This window comes from Natrinema gelatinilyticum, from assembly GCF_024266705.1.
Classification (GTDB): domain Archaea; phylum Halobacteriota; class Halobacteria; order Halobacteriales; family Natrialbaceae; genus Natrinema; species Natrinema gelatinilyticum.
In genome coordinates this window covers 710,162-726,802 of the sequence record NZ_CP100756.1, presented here as the reverse complement: position 1 = coordinate 726,802, position 16,641 = coordinate 710,162, and the positions used below count along the sequence as shown (strand labels likewise).

15 protein-coding genes and 2 pseudogenes are annotated in these 16,641 nt (G+C 62.7%); 10 read left to right on the top strand and 7 right to left on the bottom strand.

Annotation, left to right across the window (positions count from 1 at the left end):
- Window positions 1–586: 586 nt before the first annotated feature.
- Window positions 587–1,407 (bottom strand): annotated as a pseudogene (locus tag NJU76_RS03540) (transposase).
- A gap of 275 nt (window positions 1,408–1,682) precedes the next feature.
- On the opposite strand from NJU76_RS03540, the gene NJU76_RS03535 reads away from it, so the two are divergent.
- Together NJU76_RS03535 and NJU76_RS03530 are read left to right on the top strand one after the other, a co-directional pair.
- Window positions 1,683–2,135: a hypothetical protein gene (locus NJU76_RS03535; RefSeq protein ID WP_254531412.1), complete on the top strand. Its 453-nt coding sequence runs from the start codon at window positions 1,683–1,685 to the stop codon at window positions 2,133–2,135.
- Entirely contained in the window at window positions 2,078–3,169 is a 1,092-nt protein-coding gene (locus tag NJU76_RS03530; protein ID WP_254531411.1) for an AI-2E family transporter, read from the top strand. The genes NJU76_RS03535 and NJU76_RS03530 overlap by 58 nt, the downstream gene beginning before the upstream one ends.
- Window positions 3,170–3,267: 98 nt before the next feature.
- Here the strand turns inward: NJU76_RS03530 and NJU76_RS03525 are convergent, their stop codons facing one another.
- Entirely contained in the window at window positions 3,268–4,290 is a 1,023-nt protein-coding gene (locus tag NJU76_RS03525) for an NAD(P)/FAD-dependent oxidoreductase (RefSeq protein ID WP_254531410.1), read from the bottom strand.
- A 251-nt stretch (window positions 4,291–4,541) separates the two neighbouring features.
- On the opposite strand from NJU76_RS03525, the gene NJU76_RS03520 reads away from it, so the two are divergent.
- Complete coding sequence (locus tag NJU76_RS03520; protein ID WP_254531409.1) at window positions 4,542–4,961, top strand: VOC family protein; 420 nt, start codon at window positions 4,542–4,544, stop codon at window positions 4,959–4,961.
- Between the two features lie 535 nt (window positions 4,962–5,496).
- A complete protein-coding gene (gene pyrF / locus NJU76_RS03515) occupies window positions 5,497–6,297 on the top strand; it encodes an orotidine-5'-phosphate decarboxylase (RefSeq protein ID WP_254531408.1) in 801 nt (266 codons plus the stop codon).
- A 181-nt stretch (window positions 6,298–6,478) separates the two neighbouring features.
- On the opposite strand, the gene NJU76_RS03510 is transcribed toward pyrF, so the two are convergent.
- Window positions 6,479–6,766, bottom strand: a complete 288-nt coding sequence (locus NJU76_RS03510; protein WP_254532593.1) for a hypothetical protein — start codon at window positions 6,764–6,766, stop codon at window positions 6,479–6,481.
- A gap of 150 nt (window positions 6,767–6,916) precedes the next feature.
- Between NJU76_RS03510 and NJU76_RS03505 the strand changes: the two genes are divergently transcribed.
- Complete coding sequence (locus tag NJU76_RS03505) at window positions 6,917–8,518, top strand: GTPBP1 family GTP-binding protein (protein WP_254531407.1); 1,602 nt, start codon at window positions 6,917–6,919, stop codon at window positions 8,516–8,518.
- Between the two features lie 194 nt (window positions 8,519–8,712).
- A complete protein-coding gene (locus NJU76_RS03500) occupies window positions 8,713–9,117 on the top strand; it encodes a carboxymuconolactone decarboxylase family protein (RefSeq protein ID WP_254531406.1) in 405 nt (134 codons plus the stop codon).
- Between the two features lie 325 nt (window positions 9,118–9,442).
- Here the strand turns inward: NJU76_RS03500 and NJU76_RS03495 are convergent.
- A pseudogene (locus NJU76_RS03495) lies at window positions 9,443–10,600 on the bottom strand (PAS domain S-box protein).
- 212 nt (window positions 10,601–10,812) lie between these two features.
- On the opposite strand from NJU76_RS03495, the gene proC reads away from it, so the two are divergent.
- From proC to NJU76_RS03475, 3 genes are read left to right on the top strand one after another with little or no spacing between them, the layout of a single operon-like run.
- Window positions 10,813–11,589, top strand: a complete 777-nt coding sequence (proC, locus tag NJU76_RS03485; RefSeq protein WP_256566151.1) for a pyrroline-5-carboxylate reductase — start codon at window positions 10,813–10,815, stop codon at window positions 11,587–11,589.
- On the top strand, window positions 11,582–12,415 hold the full coding sequence (gene proB / locus NJU76_RS03480; protein ID WP_254531403.1) for a glutamate 5-kinase: 834 nt from the start codon (window positions 11,582–11,584) through the stop codon (window positions 12,413–12,415). The genes proC and proB overlap by 8 nt, the downstream gene beginning before the upstream one ends.
- Window positions 12,408–13,745, top strand: coding sequence for a glutamate-5-semialdehyde dehydrogenase (locus tag NJU76_RS03475; RefSeq protein ID WP_254531402.1), 1,338 nt, complete (start codon window positions 12,408–12,410; stop codon window positions 13,743–13,745). The genes proB and NJU76_RS03475 overlap by 8 nt, the downstream gene beginning before the upstream one ends.
- A 34-nt stretch (window positions 13,746–13,779) precedes the next feature.
- On the opposite strand, the gene mch is transcribed toward NJU76_RS03475, so the two are convergent.
- The 3 genes from mch to NJU76_RS03460 form a co-directional block, all read right to left on the bottom strand.
- The gene (mch, locus tag NJU76_RS03470; protein WP_254531401.1) at window positions 13,780–14,712 is read right to left on the bottom strand and encodes a methenyltetrahydromethanopterin cyclohydrolase; all 933 of its coding nucleotides are present in this window, start codon (window positions 14,710–14,712) and stop codon (window positions 13,780–13,782) included.
- 197 nt (window positions 14,713–14,909) lie between these two features.
- Window positions 14,910–15,224 carry an MTH1187 family thiamine-binding protein gene (locus NJU76_RS03465; RefSeq protein WP_254531400.1) on the bottom strand — a complete coding sequence of 105 codons (315 nt, stop codon included), beginning with the start codon at window positions 15,222–15,224 and terminating at the stop codon, window positions 14,910–14,912.
- A gap of 153 nt (window positions 15,225–15,377) precedes the next feature.
- Window positions 15,378–15,731, bottom strand: coding sequence for a HalOD1 output domain-containing protein (locus NJU76_RS03460; protein WP_254531399.1), 354 nt, complete (start codon window positions 15,729–15,731; stop codon window positions 15,378–15,380).
- 503 nt (window positions 15,732–16,234) lie between these two features.
- On the opposite strand from NJU76_RS03460, the gene NJU76_RS03455 reads away from it, so the two are divergent.
- Window positions 16,235–16,636 (top strand): DUF4112 domain-containing protein, encoded by a 402-nt coding sequence (locus NJU76_RS03455; RefSeq protein WP_254531398.1) that lies wholly within the window; start codon window positions 16,235–16,237, stop codon window positions 16,634–16,636.
- Window positions 16,637–16,641 lie beyond the last annotated feature (5 nt).

Genomic DNA, 16,641 nt, shown 5'->3' with positions numbered 1-16,641 from the left:
CTGCTTCGGTGTCGGAACGTGCAGGGAACGTCCCCACAGCGTCCACAAGACGCGGAGCGTCTCGTGCGGCCCGGCAGAACGCCAAACGGCGTTCTGCGGACGGTTCCAGACTCCACAGGCGGCTTCCCTTGACAGGTGGTTCGGAGTGTCCCACTCCTACCGGTTCGACACTCGGCCACAACCGACGATGCACGCTTGTTGTCGCGTTTGAACACCGCCGGAAGCGTGGTGAGCATCTTAATACCACCTTCGATCGAAGGGATAATAAGGGTGCCGATTCACACGAAACCAAGACGTGCGGGCGCTGTCTCCCCTCCCTGCTCGCTTCGCTCGCTGCGGATAGCGCGGGACCGTCGGTCCCGCTGACCATGCGAACGGCGTCGCCGTGAGCAGAAGGGGGCTTAGCGCCCTCAATTACAGCTAAACCGTGATCGTGGCCCCAGGTGGGTGAGGCCCGCGTCGCGAGCGTTCGTCACGAGAAAGTGCACACTTGTCTAATAGAGCTGTCATGTAGTGGCAATGGATCTCCTTTCGTCCTCCAGATCCCTAATATTTGCTCTATTGAAAATGCGGTACGGCAGCACGATCATAGCTTCTCAGCCATCTTCTTGATGTTGTGAAGAGCGAACATGAGGACAATTTCACGGAACTGTCGGTACCAGAACCGCGAACGCAAGGCGGAGTTTTGCGTTCGCTTCGTGGTTGAGTAAGACGTTTCTGCCATCCAGCGTTGCGTGTACCCGTTCTCCTGATTGAGTGCGTTGTACGCAGCAGCCATCGGCGTCGATCCACGGTGATGAACGAGGTATTCGAGATTGTACCCAGACAACTCGTACTCGGTGTGCCAGTCCTGAAATCCGTTATCGGCGACTACGGCCCGCAGGTCGTCCGCGTTCCGGCGGACGACCCGCGGGCCAGCCTTCGTGTCATGTTCACGCTCGATACAACAATGCACGTCCAGCACCGCCAGCGACTCTGTATCGGTGAGTGTCGTCGCTTTGATCGTCTTCACCGCTCGACCCTGTCGCTGCGGGTAGTACTGTGAGGCTTGCTTCCGTTCGAAGAACGTACTGTCGAGAGCGACGTGGCCGGAGTGGCGGAGTTGCTGCGCGGAAGCGCGCAGCAACGCCCGCCAGACGTACATCGCGTATCGGTCAAGCGAGTGGTAGAACGTCGTTGGGTCAGGCAATGCATCTGGGTGAATGCCAAGTCGCTCGCAGATATCTGGCATAAGCCCGAGCCGATCAACGAGTTCGGTGAACGTGTGGCCTTCTTCCGAATACAATGAGCAACGATGTGTGCTTCGCGGGGAAGCCCGCCTGACTCGGGCTTCCCCGCGTGATTCCCCAAAGCTTGTTTTGCTACACGTAGTGCCTTCTCAACGAGGTCGAGGAGTGCGACTGCCATAATCGGCTTCTCGACCTCGTTCTCTCAAATTATTACGGAACAGTCCCGACACCGTCTGTCGTTTTCAATAAAGCACTAATATTCGGTTTCATCGTTGGTCTGGTGATTGAGGGTGTGTCGGCGGTGTGCTCACGTCGACCGCTCAGCAGTCCACCGCAGACGCCTCGAGTCCGCCCCTGAGCTACACCAGTAGGGGCCCCACGTGCGACGATGGCCCCCGCGAAAACGCCGGTTGGCTTCACGTCGTCGCGACCGGCGAGACGTGAACGACCACGATGAACGCCACGGTCGTCCATCCCCGCCAGACCGTCGTCGACATCGACGTCGAACGATGGGCGGCCGATACGTACGAAATTGCCCTCCGGACGAGTGAGGGGGCTCGAGAAACGTACCTCCCCAAGTACTGTCGGGCCGCGACCACACTCGAGATTGCGACGTCTCTCTCCGAAGCCGGTTTCGTCGTCACTGTCAACGGCCACACCGTCAGGACCGTCCATCAGGACGATACTGAGGCCACACTCTACTGGCTCCCGAATCCGATCGAGGCCACCGACGCCGCACAGTCGGTGACTCCCGCCGTGGCCGTCAGTACGACGTGTCTGTCACGCGCCGACCATCGCATTAGTTCTCAAGACGGGCACTTTTCCTCCTCAGAACCATCGAAGGAAGTATGGACGGTTTCCGCAGGCCTGATGGTACGCGCCTCGTCTGGGTCGTACTCGGTCTGATACTCGCAGCGCTGATCTCACTCGCCCTCTTCCGATACATCGGAACGCTGCTCTTCGCGATCTTCGTCTATTACGCGACGCGGCCGCTGTACCGCTGGCTCGATCAGTACATAGATCATCCGAACGTAACGGCGACAGCGACGATCCTGTTCGCCGTTATTCCCATGGTCGCCGTCATCGCGTACGCCGGGTTCGTCGCCCTCCAGGAACTCAATCAGTTTCTCGCCGCGAGCGACCTCGGAGCGTATCGGTCGCTCTTCCAGCCGTACCTGCGACTGGCCCGCGAAAGAAATATCGGCCAATTGATCGAATCGCTGCGATCTGGCTCCGGCGGCTCGGTCGCGACCGTCCTCCGTCAGGGACTGTCGAGTACGATCCCGCAGGTGGCCGCTGCCGCCGGCTTCGTCTTCTCGGTCCTCGCTCGATTCTTCCTCATGCTCACGATCCTCTTTTACCTCCTGCGAGACGATCACAGGTTACGACGGTGGTTCGACGACAGCATCGACGGCCAAGAGGGAATCGTCGAGTACGCGACCACCGTCGACGACGACCTCGAGACGGTGTTCGTTAGCAACCTCGCGGTTATCCTGGTCGCGGCTACCGTTGCCGCCGTCACGTACTACGGTCTCAACCTGCTCGCCTCGGGCGGACCCGTCGTCGGAACGCCGGTGTTGCTCTCGTTGCTCATCGGCATCGGGACGCTGATCCCGGCCGTCGGGATGAAAATCGTCTACGTTCCCTACGGGCTGATCCTGATCGGACTCGCAGTGACGACGCCGACGCCGTTCTGGCATCCGGTCGCGTTTCTCGTCCTCACGTTCGTCGTCGTCGATACGATCCCCGACTTCTTTGCGCGCTCGTTCCTCTCCGCACGTAGCGGCGTCCACATGGGGCTAGTCCTCCTCGGCTATTTCCTCGGCACTCTCGCGTTCGGCTGGTACGGACTGTTCCTCGGGCCAATCGTCGTCGTCCTCGCGGTTCACTTCGCCCACGACGTCTTCCCCGTTCTCGCGAGCGATTTTCTCGACGGCTGATCACGGGATCACTCGGGTTGCCCGGCACGTCACACGACACGTCGGCTGACTTGGCTCGCACGACCCGACGCAGGTTGCGCGCCTCGGCTCGGTCCCTGCTAATCATAAGTGTGAAAGGAGACGGCCTGCTCGAGCAATTCGTCCGGAATCCCGGGCACTTCCTCGTCGCGGACGGCCTCGGTCGTGTCGGTCTCCTCGAGTTCGCGCGGGAACTCCCGCAGGGTCCAGTGGATCGCGATACCGGCTTTCGAACCCTCTCCGAGCGCGACCGGGACCTGATTGTGTCCCGGCGTGAGATCGCCGACCGCGTAGACGTTCTCGACGCTCGTCCGCCCGTGGTCGTCGACAGAGACCGTCCCATCGTCGTTTATGTCACAGCCCAGGTCGGCGGCCAGCCCGTTGTTGTACTCGGCCCCGTACATCGCGAACCCGCCCCTGTACTCACGAACGCTCCCGTCGGCGAACTCCAGGGCCTCGAGCCAGCCGTCGTCGCCGTTTCGGACGCCCGCGACGTCCTCGCGGATCACGCCGATTGGGTGACTGTCGAGCATCGCCGCCGTTTCGTCGCTCCACGTTGGCTCGTCGCCGCGCGTCAGCAAATCCACGTCGTCGGTGAAGTTCAGCATGATCGCCGCGACGGTGGCCGCGCTATCGCTGTGGCCCATCACGTAGACCGGTTCGTCGACGAACATGTACGCGTCACAGTGGAGACAGTAGTGGAGCCCGCGTCCGGTCCGCGGGAGTGGCGGCTGGGGGCGGACGTCGTCGAAGCCCGTCGCGAGGACCACCGACTCCGCGATGTAATCGACGTCGCTGGCGCAAACGCGGTACCGCCCGTCGTCCGTCTCCGAAACGGACGAGACGAAATCGCGGACGACGTTGCAGCCGTAGGACTCGAGTTGCTCACGGCCGATCTCGAGGAACTCGCTGCCGCTGGTCTCTTCCGTGATGCCGAGGACGTTGTGGACGTCCTGCATCATCGCCGCGCGACCGCCGCCGCGTTCGACGACGGCCGTCGCGTGCCCGAGTCGCGTGGTGTACAGTCCAGCCGTCTGTCCGGCCGGACCGCCCCCGATCACGACCACCTCGTACTCCTGCCGATCGGTCTCGTCGTCGGTCATGGCACCGTTCGTACACCGCGCAGGTCAAAAAGCGCCAGTGCGCAGACGACGGCCACTGCCACCGGATCGGAGCGCGTTTGTCGCCGTTCCGCCTCGAGACCGCCCGCCATCGCTCGCGTCGGAACCCTCGGACTGCGATCGAACGCGGACGAAATCGGTAGACGCTGACCGCTGGCTGTCCGCTGGGACGTCGGGCGAAGCGCGGGCACAGACGAACGTTTTTTCCTCGGTGCGGCCTCGATGACCAGTGAATGAACGCACTCAGCGCACACCACGTCGGACTTACCGTCACCGATCTCGAGGCAACGCTCGCGTTCTACCGGGACGTTCTCGACCTTTCCGTCGCCGATCGATTCAGCGTTGGCGGCGAGGCCTTCGCCGACGCCGTCGGCGTCGAGGAGGCACGCGCCGATTTCGCTCACCTCGAGGCGGACGGTATTCGGCTCGAACTCGTCGAGTACGATCCCGAAGCGCGAGACGCTCCAGCAACGGCACTAAACCAGCCTGGGGTAGCACACGTCGGCCTCTCAGTAGATGATCTCGACGCGTTCTACGTCTCCCTGCCCGAGGACGTGCCCACGATCAGCGACCCCCGAACGACCGAGAGCGGCACCCGAATCCTGTTCCTGCGCGACCCTGAAGGGAATCTGATCGAGGTGCTCGAAACGTAGGGAGCCCCAGAACCGCCGTCGCGACCGGGAGAAGACGTCCGGTGAGCTACCGGCGCTGGCAGGCCAACGTCGACCGAACTTGCTCGACTTCCTGATCGCACTCCGAACAGGTGTGTTTGTCGACTGCGATGTACACGACGCTGCATCGGGAGCACTGAAAGAGATTTCCGAGTGAATCCGTGACCTTCTCCGAGACGGTGTCCGGTGTCGGACGGCCGTCACTGGTCTCCTCGACCTCGCTCGGTTCAGTTCCCAGTAACGTTGATCGAATCCGTTCTCGAAGGCGTCTCGAGAATGATGTCTCGGTCTCTCGAATCCTCATGCCCTGAATATGCACTATCCGGAGCAAGTAAGTGATGTCTAAAATATTTGGAACGGCGAGTGCGCACAACTCTCACGCCAAACGTCCACTTACGGCAGATTCGGCCCTCCGTATCGGACATCTGGCAATTATATCGCGGTCGCGACCGAGTACCCGGCGAACGCCGCCCGCCAGTATAGCAACCTTTTCGACAGTTGCGAAGCCACGTCCGGCATGAACTTCTTCGACTGCGTGCAAGACCGCATTCGAACGGTCGACAGCGTCGTCTCCGTCGGCCTCGATCCCGATCCGTCTCGCATCCCCGACCACCTCCGGGAGTACGACCTGCCGCGGTGGGCGTTCAACCGGCGAATCATCGACGCGACGCACGAACACGCCGCCGTTTTCAAGCCGAATGCAGCTTTCTACGAGGATCCCGACGGGTGGCGCGCCCTCGAGGAAACGATCGCTTACGCTCACGGCAAGGACGTGCCCGTCTTGCTCGACGCCAAGCGCGCCGACATCGGGAACACGACCCGGCAGTACGCACAGATGCTCGAGACCGTCGACGCCATCACCGTCAATCCCTACATGGGGCGGGACTCCTTGCAACCGTTCCTGGCGGACGAGGAAGCCGGCGTCTTCGTACTGTGTCGGACCTCAAACCCGGGCGGGGCCGACATTCAGGACCTCGAACTCGAGACCGGTGAACCGGTTTACGAGCGGGTCGCGGCCCTCGCGGACCTCTGGAACGAAAACGAAAACGTCGGGCTCGTAGTCGGCGCGACCCAGCCCGCGGAACTCGAGGAACTGCGCGAACAGGTACCCGATCTCCCCTTCCTCGTCCCCGGGATCGGAGCGCAAGGTGGCGACGCGGAGGCGGCCGTCGAGTACGGTCTGGCCGACGGGGTCGGACTAATCAACTCTTCGCGTGGCATCATCTTCGCTGGGGAGGAGGACGGTGAGGAGTTCGCGAGGGCCAGCGGCCAGGCAGCGAAACAGCTCAAAAAGCAGCTCAATCGGTACCGCGAATAGGTGCTGTTCGGCTAGTCCACTCTCGAAAACACGGTTCGAGGAAGCTATTTTCAAAATTCATCATCGATTCGCAATCGGCTGGGCCGAACGAGCGGATCAAACCATCTCGTCCAGCAGATGCCGAGCGTTTCGTCGAGCAGGTCGTCAACGGATAACACAGGTCGGGGCCGGTTACCGGGGTTTAAAATCGATTGATGTCCACGTCCTCGGGTCGTCCCGGCCTGGCTTGGGCGGCGCAGTCGGCACACAACCCTAACTCGTCGTCGTAGTGGAGTTCGCAGACGAACGCCCCGCAGTTGGGACACTGGTGCTGAGCGGGGCGCGACTCGCAGATCTGACAGAGACCGCTGACGCTCATGCCCAGCAGTACGGCCTCGAGGGGCTTGAAAGCGAGCCCGGCACGCTCGGTCCCCACCCGGATTGCATCGTACCGACGACGCGGTTCGGCGTCTCCTCTCGATTGCAACATAGTGGGCGGCAATAGGGCGCGCAGCGTCTCACCGTCAGCGCGGGATTCGATCGGCTGCTGAGACTGTTTCGTCCGACTCTACAGTCACACCATGACATACAGTGTCAATGTACGGGAAGGCTTTTGCTACGTGCTCGACTAACAGGGGATATGAGCCGTGACCGGGCTCTCCTCGAGCGGGCCCTGGACCGTGGCGAACAGGACGGTGGCAACGTCGAGTTTAAGGAACGACTGTCACGAGACGTCCACCTCGAGGGTGGACGACGGGAGAGTCTCGCTGCGCAACTCCGACATCGACTTCTTTCCGGCGACGGCGATGCGACGTACGTGGTCGGCGTCACGGACGATGGCGGTCTCGCTGGCATCGACCCTGATACATTCTCGGAGACGATGGACGTCCTCTCCCTCCTCGCAGAGGAGGCCGATGCGCACATCGAAGACGTCCAGACCTGGGGGATAAACGAGGGGCTCGTTGGCGTCGCCCAGATCCGCGAAGGTGGCGTCCTCGAGACGGACGACGAACACGTCGTCGTGGGAACGGCGGGCCACGTCGACCACGGCAAGAGCACGCTCGTCGGCTCGCTGGTGACCGGCAAGCCCGACGACGGGAACGGCGCGACTCGCGCGTTCCTCGACGTTCAACCCCACGAAGTCGAGCGCGGCCTCTCCGCCGACCTGTCCTACGCGGTCTACGGCTTCGACGACGACGGACCCGTCCGAGTCAGGAATCCAAACCGTAAGACAGACCGTGCGGACGTCGTCCAGGAGGCCGATCGACTCGTCTCGTTCGTCGATACCGTCGGCCACGAGCCGTGGCTTCGAACGACGATCCGCGGTCTCGTCGGCCAGAAACTCGACTACGGCCTGTTGGTCGTCGCCGCCGACGACGGCCCGACGCGGACGACTCGAGAACACCTCGGGGTCTTGCTCGCAACCGACCTCCCGACCATCGTCGCCATCACGAAGGCCGATACCGTCGACCAAGAGCGCATCGACGAGGTCGAACGCGAAGTCGAACGACTCCTCCGGGAGGTCGACAAATCGCCGCTCCGGGTTTCCCGTCACGGCACTGATGCCGCCGTCGAGGAAATAAGCGAACGAGTCGTCCCGATCGTCGAAACCAGCGCCATCACGATGGACGGTATCGAAACGCTGGACGAACTGTTCGACCGGCTCCCGAAGACGTCCAGCGACACCGGCGAGTTTCGGATGTACGTCGACCGCAGCTATTCGGTCACGGGCGTCGGCGCGGTCGCCTCGGGGACGGTCATGGCGGGCGAGGTCGAAGCCGGCGACGAACTCCTGATCGGTCCCATGAGCGACGGCCGCTTCCAGGCGGTCGAGGTCCGTTCGATCGAGATGCACTACCACCGGGTCGACAAGGCCCAGGCGGGCCGGATTGTCGGCATCGCGCTGAAGGGAATCAAGGAAAGCACGATCGAGCGCGGCATGGTCTTGCTTCCTCGCGACGCCGATCCCGATCCAGTCCGGGAGTTCGAGGCCGAAGTCATGGTCCTCAACCATCCCACCCGAATCGGCGACGGCTACGAACCCGTCGTCCACCTCGAGACTATCGGGGAGGCCGCTGCCTTCTCTCCCGAAGACGGGCGACTCCTCCCCGGTGATACGGGCAAGACCACGGTCAGGTTCAAATTCCGCCCATATCTCGTCGAGGAGGGCCAGAAGTTCGTCTTCCGTGAGGGTCGGAGCAAAGGCGTCGGCACTGTGACCGACGTTCACCCTGTCGACTGATCCGCTCGACCGGATCGGCTCGTTCGGAGACGGCTCTGTGATCGGGATGAATGCTGTCAAATACAGTGTGCGCGGTATCAAATATTAGTGTGTCACGTTCATTTCTCACGGTACCGTACCCACAAACGGGTTCCCACTGTCGTCTCCACCGCCCCCGGGCCGGATGACGAACACGGAATCCAGAGGGGAGAGCAATGGTATCGACAGAGACGGAGACGGAGATAGAATCGTACCTCGGTAGAGTCCCGAGTTGGATCGCTGCGCTCCCGGAGCCGAGCGCAGATCACTGCTGGGAGATCGTTCGGGATCTCGAACTCGAGGAGACGGACCTCGCACAACGAGAGAAGGCGCTCGTCGCACTCAGTGCGGCGGCGGCCATCCAGTGTCCGTACTGCACGCACTTCCACCGGGAGGAGGCGAAACTCGAGGACGTGACGGACGCCGAACTGGACGAGGCGATCGCCATCGCCGGCAACGTCCGGCACTTCTCGACCGTCCTCCACGGCGCAGAGGTGGATCACGAGGAGTTCGTGTCCGAAACGGCAGACATCGTCGAACACGTCCGCGAACAGCAGGCGGCGGCCCACGGCGACGACTGATACGGTCTGCTGTACCGATGTACCGGTGCAACCGCAGGACGGTCGCGGTTGCACCGGCAGTGACTTACAGTAGTCCGTATGAATGGCTGCCGTTCGGTCGACCGATTATTTTCGCTCTCACAGTAGACGGTCCGCGGACACTGGCCGTGACTGGATCGATCGCTCGAGTCTCTCGATTTCTCGAATCCATCGACCGCTCGAGGGTAACCGAACGCAGCCGGTGGTTCCACGACCGATCGAGAGCCGCCCAGAGCCGATTACAGCGATCCTTACGGACGGTTAGTGACCTGCGCAGAGCCGATTGCGTCGGACCGGTGCCGAATATTCACTGACCGCGCTCGCGCGACGCGGGCAGCGTAAACGAAAACGTCGCACCATCGCCGAGGGCGGAATCGACCCAGATGTCCCCACCGTGGCGTTCGCCGATCAGCTCTTCGCGATCGTAGCCCGTCAGGTCCGCGTACGCGTCGTTGACCATCGTAAACCGGCCCGCTTCGTCTTTGACGTAGATTCCGTCGCCGATCGTCTCGACGATCGTTTCGTACTTCCTCAGCTCCCGCTCGTGTTCCTCGCGTTTGCGGATGTCTCGACCGAGTCCGGCCAGCACGGGATCCCCATCCGGGTTCTCGAGTCTGGCCGCGGAGAGCTCGTAGGGTATCCGCTCGCCGTCTCTGGTCAGAATGGTGACTTCGACGCGCCCGCTTCCGGTTTCGAATATCTTGTCGATACCGTTCGCGAGCGTCTCCCGATCCGCTTCGACGACGAATTCGCGCAGCTTCATCGATTCGATCTCCGTGTCCGAGTAGCCAGTGACGTCGGTCAGCGTCTCGTTCCACCGCCTGAACGTCTCCGCCTCGTCGATGACGTAGAACACGTCGTCGACGGCGTTCAAGATCTCGTCGGTGTAGCTTCTGTACTGCTCGAGTCGTGCTTCGTTCTCGCGCAACTGCCGCTCTTTCGCTGCGCGGTCGATCGCCGCCGCGAGGACGTTTGCCACGCTCTGAACGAAGTTCGCGTCGTGGTCGGTGAACTCGCGGCGGTCGGTCGCGTGCGCCCCCAGGACACCGCACGGCTCCTCGACGGAACCGATGACGACGCTGACCCCGCTCCTGACGTCGTGATCGACGAGCAGATCCGGACCGGAAAAGCGGGATTCGGTCGCCAGCTCGTCGACGATGACCGGTTCCTCTGTCAGGAGCGTGTACCCCGCCTGCGAGTCCCGATCGGTGGGCACACGCTCGGTTCAGACGAGCCCCGCCCGCCAGCCCACGCCCTGGCGCAACAGGACCTCGTCCTCGCCCGGCAGTAACTCGAGCACCTTGCAGTACTCAACGTCCAGCGTCTCCGCGACGGCCACCGATGCGTCGTGCATCAACCGGTCGAGATCCGCCGTCGCCAGCGCCTGCTGGCCGAGTTCGGCGACGACCTCCTGCTGGCGAACCCGGGTCTGGAGTTCCGCATCGGTCGATGGGCCCAATTCCATTACGGGTCTCAGTAACAGTCACGGACCGTAAAACTTCGTGATACCCTCGGTTAACCGCGGTCAGCACCGTTGGTAATTCGCTCGGGTCGTCGCGACCGCCACCGGTTCGTTTCGAAGCGGCGTGTACTCCCTTCGAGCCGATCACGGTGGACCGACGCGGCCGATCGAAACCAAAGTTGGTATGTCCGGTTCGGCTCATCAGCTAGAACAAGATGGTACAGACGAGCGTTATCGGTTGTGGAAACATGGGGAGCGCCCTGATAAAGGGCCTCTGGCGGGGCGGAAATCACACAGTGACCGCGTGTGACCTCGATCCCGATGCACTCGAGTCGGTCGTCGACTATTGCGAGCGAACCACGACGGACGTCTCGGAGACGGCCGACGCTGACGTGGTCGTCGTCGCCGTGAAGCCGGACATCGTCAGCGCGGTTCTCGAGGATCTCGAGCTCTCACCGGAGCAGACGATTCTCTCTATCGCTGCCGGCGTCTCGACCGACTACGTCGAAGCGCGAACCGACGCGAACGTGGTCCGAATCATGCCGAATCTCGCGGCCGAAACCGGTAACATGGCTGCGGCCGTGACCGGAGAAACCGTCACCGACGAGGTACGGGTGCTGCTCGAGGACCTCGGCGAGTACGCCGAGATCGACGAAGCCCAGATGGACATCGCGACGGCCGTCAACGGAAGCGGACCGGCGTTCGTCTTCTATCTCATTCAGGCAATGACAGAAGCCGGTATCGACGGCGGGCTCGAGGCCGACGACGCCGAGACGCTGGCCGCCCAGACGTTCAAGGGGGCGGCCGAAACCGTCATCCGATCGGACGAGGACGTCGACGACCTGATCGATGCCGTCTGTTCGCCGAACGGGACGACTATCGAGGGGATGGAAGCCCTCTGGGACAGCGACGTCCAGGAAATCGTTGCCGAGGCGGTGAACGCGGCCGAAGAACGCTCGGCTGAACTCGCGAGCGGGTTCGACGATGAGTGAGGGACTCGAAGGGGCTGCCGTCGCGGAGGCACGGCGGCTGGCGGCCGACGCGGAGCGGGTCGTCGTCAAGGCGGGGACGAACTCCCTGACGGACGCGGAGTCGAATCTCGACAACGAGAAACTCGACAAGCTCGTCGACGATATCGAAGCCCTCCTGACGCGGAACAAGGAGGTCATCCTCGTCTCGTCGGGGGCGATCGGGGCCGGGACGGGTCGGATCGAGACGTCGACAGGGACCGTCGAGGAGTCCCAGGCTCTGTCGACCGTCGGTCAGAGCCACCTCATGCACCGCTACACCGAGAGCTTCAGCCGGTACGACCGGAAGGTGGCCCAGCTACTGTTGACCCAGCACGATCTCGAGAACCCCGAGCGGTTTACGAATTTCCGGAACACCGTCGAGACGCTGCTGGACTGGGGAGTCGTCCCGATAATCAACGAGAACGACGCGGTCGCGACCGAGGAGATCCGGATCGGTGACAACGACATGCTCTCGGCCGCAGCGACCATGGGCGTCGACGCCGACTTGCTGGTCACGCTGACCGACGTCGGCGGCGTCTACACTGGGAACCCGAAAGAAGACCGCGATGCAGAGCGCATCGAGGCGGTCGGGACCAACTACGATACGGTCCAGGCGATGGTCGCGGAGAGCACGTCCGACGAGTTCGGCGGCATTCAGACGAAAGTCGAGGGCGCGCGCGACGTCAGCGAACACGGCATTCCGGCCGTCATCACGAAGTCGACCGAGGCCGACGTCCTCGAGAAGATCGCTACTGCCAAACCCGTGGGTACCATATTCGTCCCCATAAACGGTGTGAGCGATGACTGAGACTGACACGGAACGAAAGGTCGACGAGGCACAGACCGCGGCGCTCGAGCTCGCAAAACGCTCGGACGAGGACCGGAGCGCCGCCTTGCACGAGATCGCCGACGCGATCGAAGCGCGATCCGACGAGATCTTAGACGCCAACGAGACGGACGTCGCCGAAGGGGAACGGATGCTCGAGGACGGTGAGTACACGCAGGCGCTGGTCGACCGACTGAAGCTCTCCGGGTCGAAGATCGAGAGCATCGCCGAAATGGTCCGCAGCGTCGCGGAACAGGCGGATCCGCTCGGGAAGACGCTCTCAGCGCGGAAACTCGACGACGACCTCGAACTCTACAAGGTCGCCGTCCCAATCGGCGTCGTCGGCACGGTCTTCGAGTCCCGACCCGACGCGCTGGTTCAGATCGCTGCACTCGGCCTCAAATCGGGGAACGCAGTGATCCTGAAAGGCGGTAGTGAGGCGCTCCACTCCAATCGGATCCTGTTCGAGATCATCACGGACGCCGCGGCCGACGCCGGGATCCCTGACGGCTGGGCACAGCACATCGAAGCCCGCGAGGACGTCGACGCGCTGCTCGAGATGGACGAGTCGATCGATCTCCTCATGCCGCGGGGGAGCTCCGAGTTCGTCGCCTACATTCAGGACAATACCAGCATTCCCGTCCTCGGGCACACGGAGGGGATCTGTCACGTCTACGTCGACGACGAGGCCGATCTCTCGATGGCCGAGGAGATTGCCTACGACGCCAAGGTCCAGTACCCCGCCGTCTGTAACGCCGTCGAGACGGTGCTCGTCCACGAGGCGGTCGCCGACGAGTTCCTGCCGGCGATCGCAGACCGGTACGAGACCGCCGGCGTCGAAATGCGCGGCGACGAGGCCACCCGCGAAACCGTCGACGTGGAGACGGCGACCGACGCCGACTGGGACACCGAGTACGGCGATCTGATCGTCTCGATCAGAGTCGTCGACTCGCTCGAGACCGCGATCGATCACGTCACCACTCACGGCTCGAAGCACACCGACTCGATCGTGACCGAGGATGCCGACCGCGCGAGCAGCTTCATGCGAAGCCTCGATTCGGCCAGCGTCTTCCACAACGCCTCCACGCGGTTCGCGGACGGCTATCGGTTCGGCCTCGGCGCCGAGGTCGGCATCAGCACGGGCAAGATCCACGCCCGCGGCCCCGTCGGTCTCGAGGGGCTGACGACCTACAAGTACTACCTCGAAGGTGACGGCCAGCTCGTCGCCACCTACGCGGGCGACGACGCAAAACCATTCACCCACGAGGCGTTCGACGGCGAGTGGAACCCCGGTCGTCTCTCCGACGACTAGCGCTCTCTCTTCTCTTTTCTCCTCCGTTACAGTCTTACAGTCCGAAAGAGTCGACGAGCAGGTCCTCGTCGGTCTCGCCGAAGACGTACGTCGGGCCGCCAATCACGTCGATCGTCACCGTCGCGGGTGCGAAGAGATCCGACGGCACGTCCTCGAACTCCCACTCGAGGTCGTCGAAGATGTCACCGAACGGGCGACCATGGTCCTCGGCGGCCGTCGACGACACCGAATCGAAGACGTCGGCATCTTCCCGAACGGTGAGGTGCGCTCGACCGCCGTAGGCGACCGCGTCAGTCGTTCTCGCGATGGCGGTTCGCTCGTCACTCGCGACGGGCGCGACCGGTGCACGCCCAGTCGCCGAGACGATGTCGATTGGGTCGTATCCCAGTTCGGCGAGCCGGAACGTTGCGAGCTCGGCCGCTCGAGCGGCGTTCGTGACGCTGCCGACGATGCTCGCGGTCCGATACGCTAGCAGAAAGACGCTGCTCGATTCGACTTCGGCGAGGTCGGCAACCTGCTGGGCCGCAGCTTCGGTTGGCTCCTCGTCCGTCTCGATCGCCAACGCGGTCAGGTCGAACGCGTCGGTGTATCCGACGCGACGGAACTCTTCTTCTTCGGCCACGAGCGCTCTGGCCGGACCGCTTCCGAGCCCTTCGAAATCATCCGTCGTCAGTTCCCAGCCTGCCTTCTGGGAACACAGAAGCGAGAGCGCCGGCTGGTCCGTCGACAGCTCGACGACGGGAACCGTCGCGTCACCGAGTTCGCCGAGTTCGTAGCTCGGCGTCGCCATTCCCGCCGTCTGAATCTCGGTGAGTAACAGCCCGGCTTCGATACCGCCCTCGAACTCGAGTCCGAAGTCCAGCACCGTCGTTCCGTTATCGAGGTCGTATCCCCCGATGTTCAGTTCCTCGGCGTAATCGAGGGCTTCGTCGACCAGCTCGATCGCCATCCGATTGAGACTGTCCATGCGACTGGGTTCAGTCTCCGAGGTAAAACCGTTTGTCCGTTCGCGATCGGCCGCCATCGACGGGTCAGCGCCACCACTCGTCTCGCACCTCGGAACGCGTCGGTAAGACCGGTCACGTTCTCGATCAGGTCCTCCACCACGCCATCGTTCGAGCGGCAGCTTTCCCGGCGATCTCGAGGCAGAGGAACCCGTCGCGGTCACTCCTCGGTACTTCGAGCCGGTCGACCGAGCTCCGCTTCGACGGCCGACACTTTCTCCGATGCCCGGCCGGTTCGTGTCCGCTTGTCGTCGATCTTCAGGACGGTGCTCACACGGTCGCCGTCGACGGCGTCGTGGGCGGCCTGTGCGGCCGCGAAGAGTTCGTCCGTCGTCTCGGCTTCGATCACCGTTCCCATCGGGTTCGTCTCGTAACGCACGTCGTATTCCTCAAGCGCGTCGACCGCCTTGGCGACTTCGCCCGCCATACTCGTCTCGATCACCGGTGCGACACTCAGTAGTGCAACTACCGTCATGTTCGGTTCGTTCGACACGTACGATCCTAAACCCGTGCGATCGACGACCGGTTCGCGTGGCGAACGGCGTTTCCCGGCAGGTCCGCTCCGCTCGGCGTGTCGCCAGGAGCATTCTGAAAAACGATCAGGGTGACGGGCCCGGAGCGGCCGAATTCAGTTCGACGGTGTCGGCCGCGGCGTCTCCGCCGGCGGATAAATGATGACGTCCCCGTTCGCGTAGACGTACACTTCGTGTTCCAGTGCGGTGAACGCGATGTGGCCACCCGTTCGCTCGGTGCCGTCCGCTTTGGAACTGAAGATGCGGTTCAATGCGTCCGGATCGACGCTGTCGTACAGGGAGAACTCCCCTTGTGAGACGTCTGTGTCGGCGATGGACGCGAGCGCGTGGACGATGGTCGTGGTGATCGTCGCAGTGCTGTCGCTGTCGTGGTGGAAGACGTAGCGGTCGTTGGGCTGGTCGTACTGGAGGTCGGCCGTGCCATCTGCGGATGAGAGTTCCGTCTGCATTGCTAGATCTGATCGTTTAATCGTGTGTTAGACTGTAGTTACTCATAGTATAAAAGCCACTCGTCGCTAATAATAGTCTCAGGCTGTGAAATTAAAGCGGTCGTGAATAACGACCGTCAAATGCCGGGTTCAGTGACGAGCAAGTATGAATTTTCAGTATCGAGCCGACGAAGCGTCAGTAGCCCGGTAGAAATATCGTCTTTTTCACCGGAAATACGCTGTTGCCGTCCGCTTCCGCTCTGTCACGTTCTCCGGACGCCGTCCACGCCGCCTCACGCGACGATCGTCGGTGGTGTTCTTCGGGGACTGCGGGGACTGTCTGTGACTCACCCGCGCTCGCGAGAGACTGCGTTCCGAGGTGGTTCGTCTCCGACTCCGACACCGCCACAAAGCCACCGACCGAGAGATCACAGCCGACAGCCGATTTGGCCCGTTATCGCTGTGACTGCATCGCTTGCATCGTCCGCCGTCGCGTTTATCCTCGTCCGCTTCGAACAACGGTCATGGAAACTGATGAGATGGACGGAGTCCGATCGACCCTCGAGGATTTCGATGGCGATCTCCCCGAATCCATCGACAGGGTAGCGCTCGAGCGAATGCACACGGTCGCTCACGCCCTCGACAAGGGTGTCCGAGTCCCGGGAACGGAGTTCCGATTCGGGCTAGATCCGATCATGGGGATCCTCCCGGGCGCCGGCGACTCCGCGGCCGCAGTCGTCTCGCTATATATCGTCGCCGAATCCGCCCGAATGGGCGTCTCTCGGTCGACACTGCTCCGTATGCTTGCAATCGTCGCCGTCGACGCCGTTGGCGGGTCCGTCCCAGTCCTCGGTGTCGTCTTCGACGCGTTCTGGAAGGCCAACACGCGGAACCTCCGCCTGGCTCTGCAGGATCTCGCCGAATAGGGCGA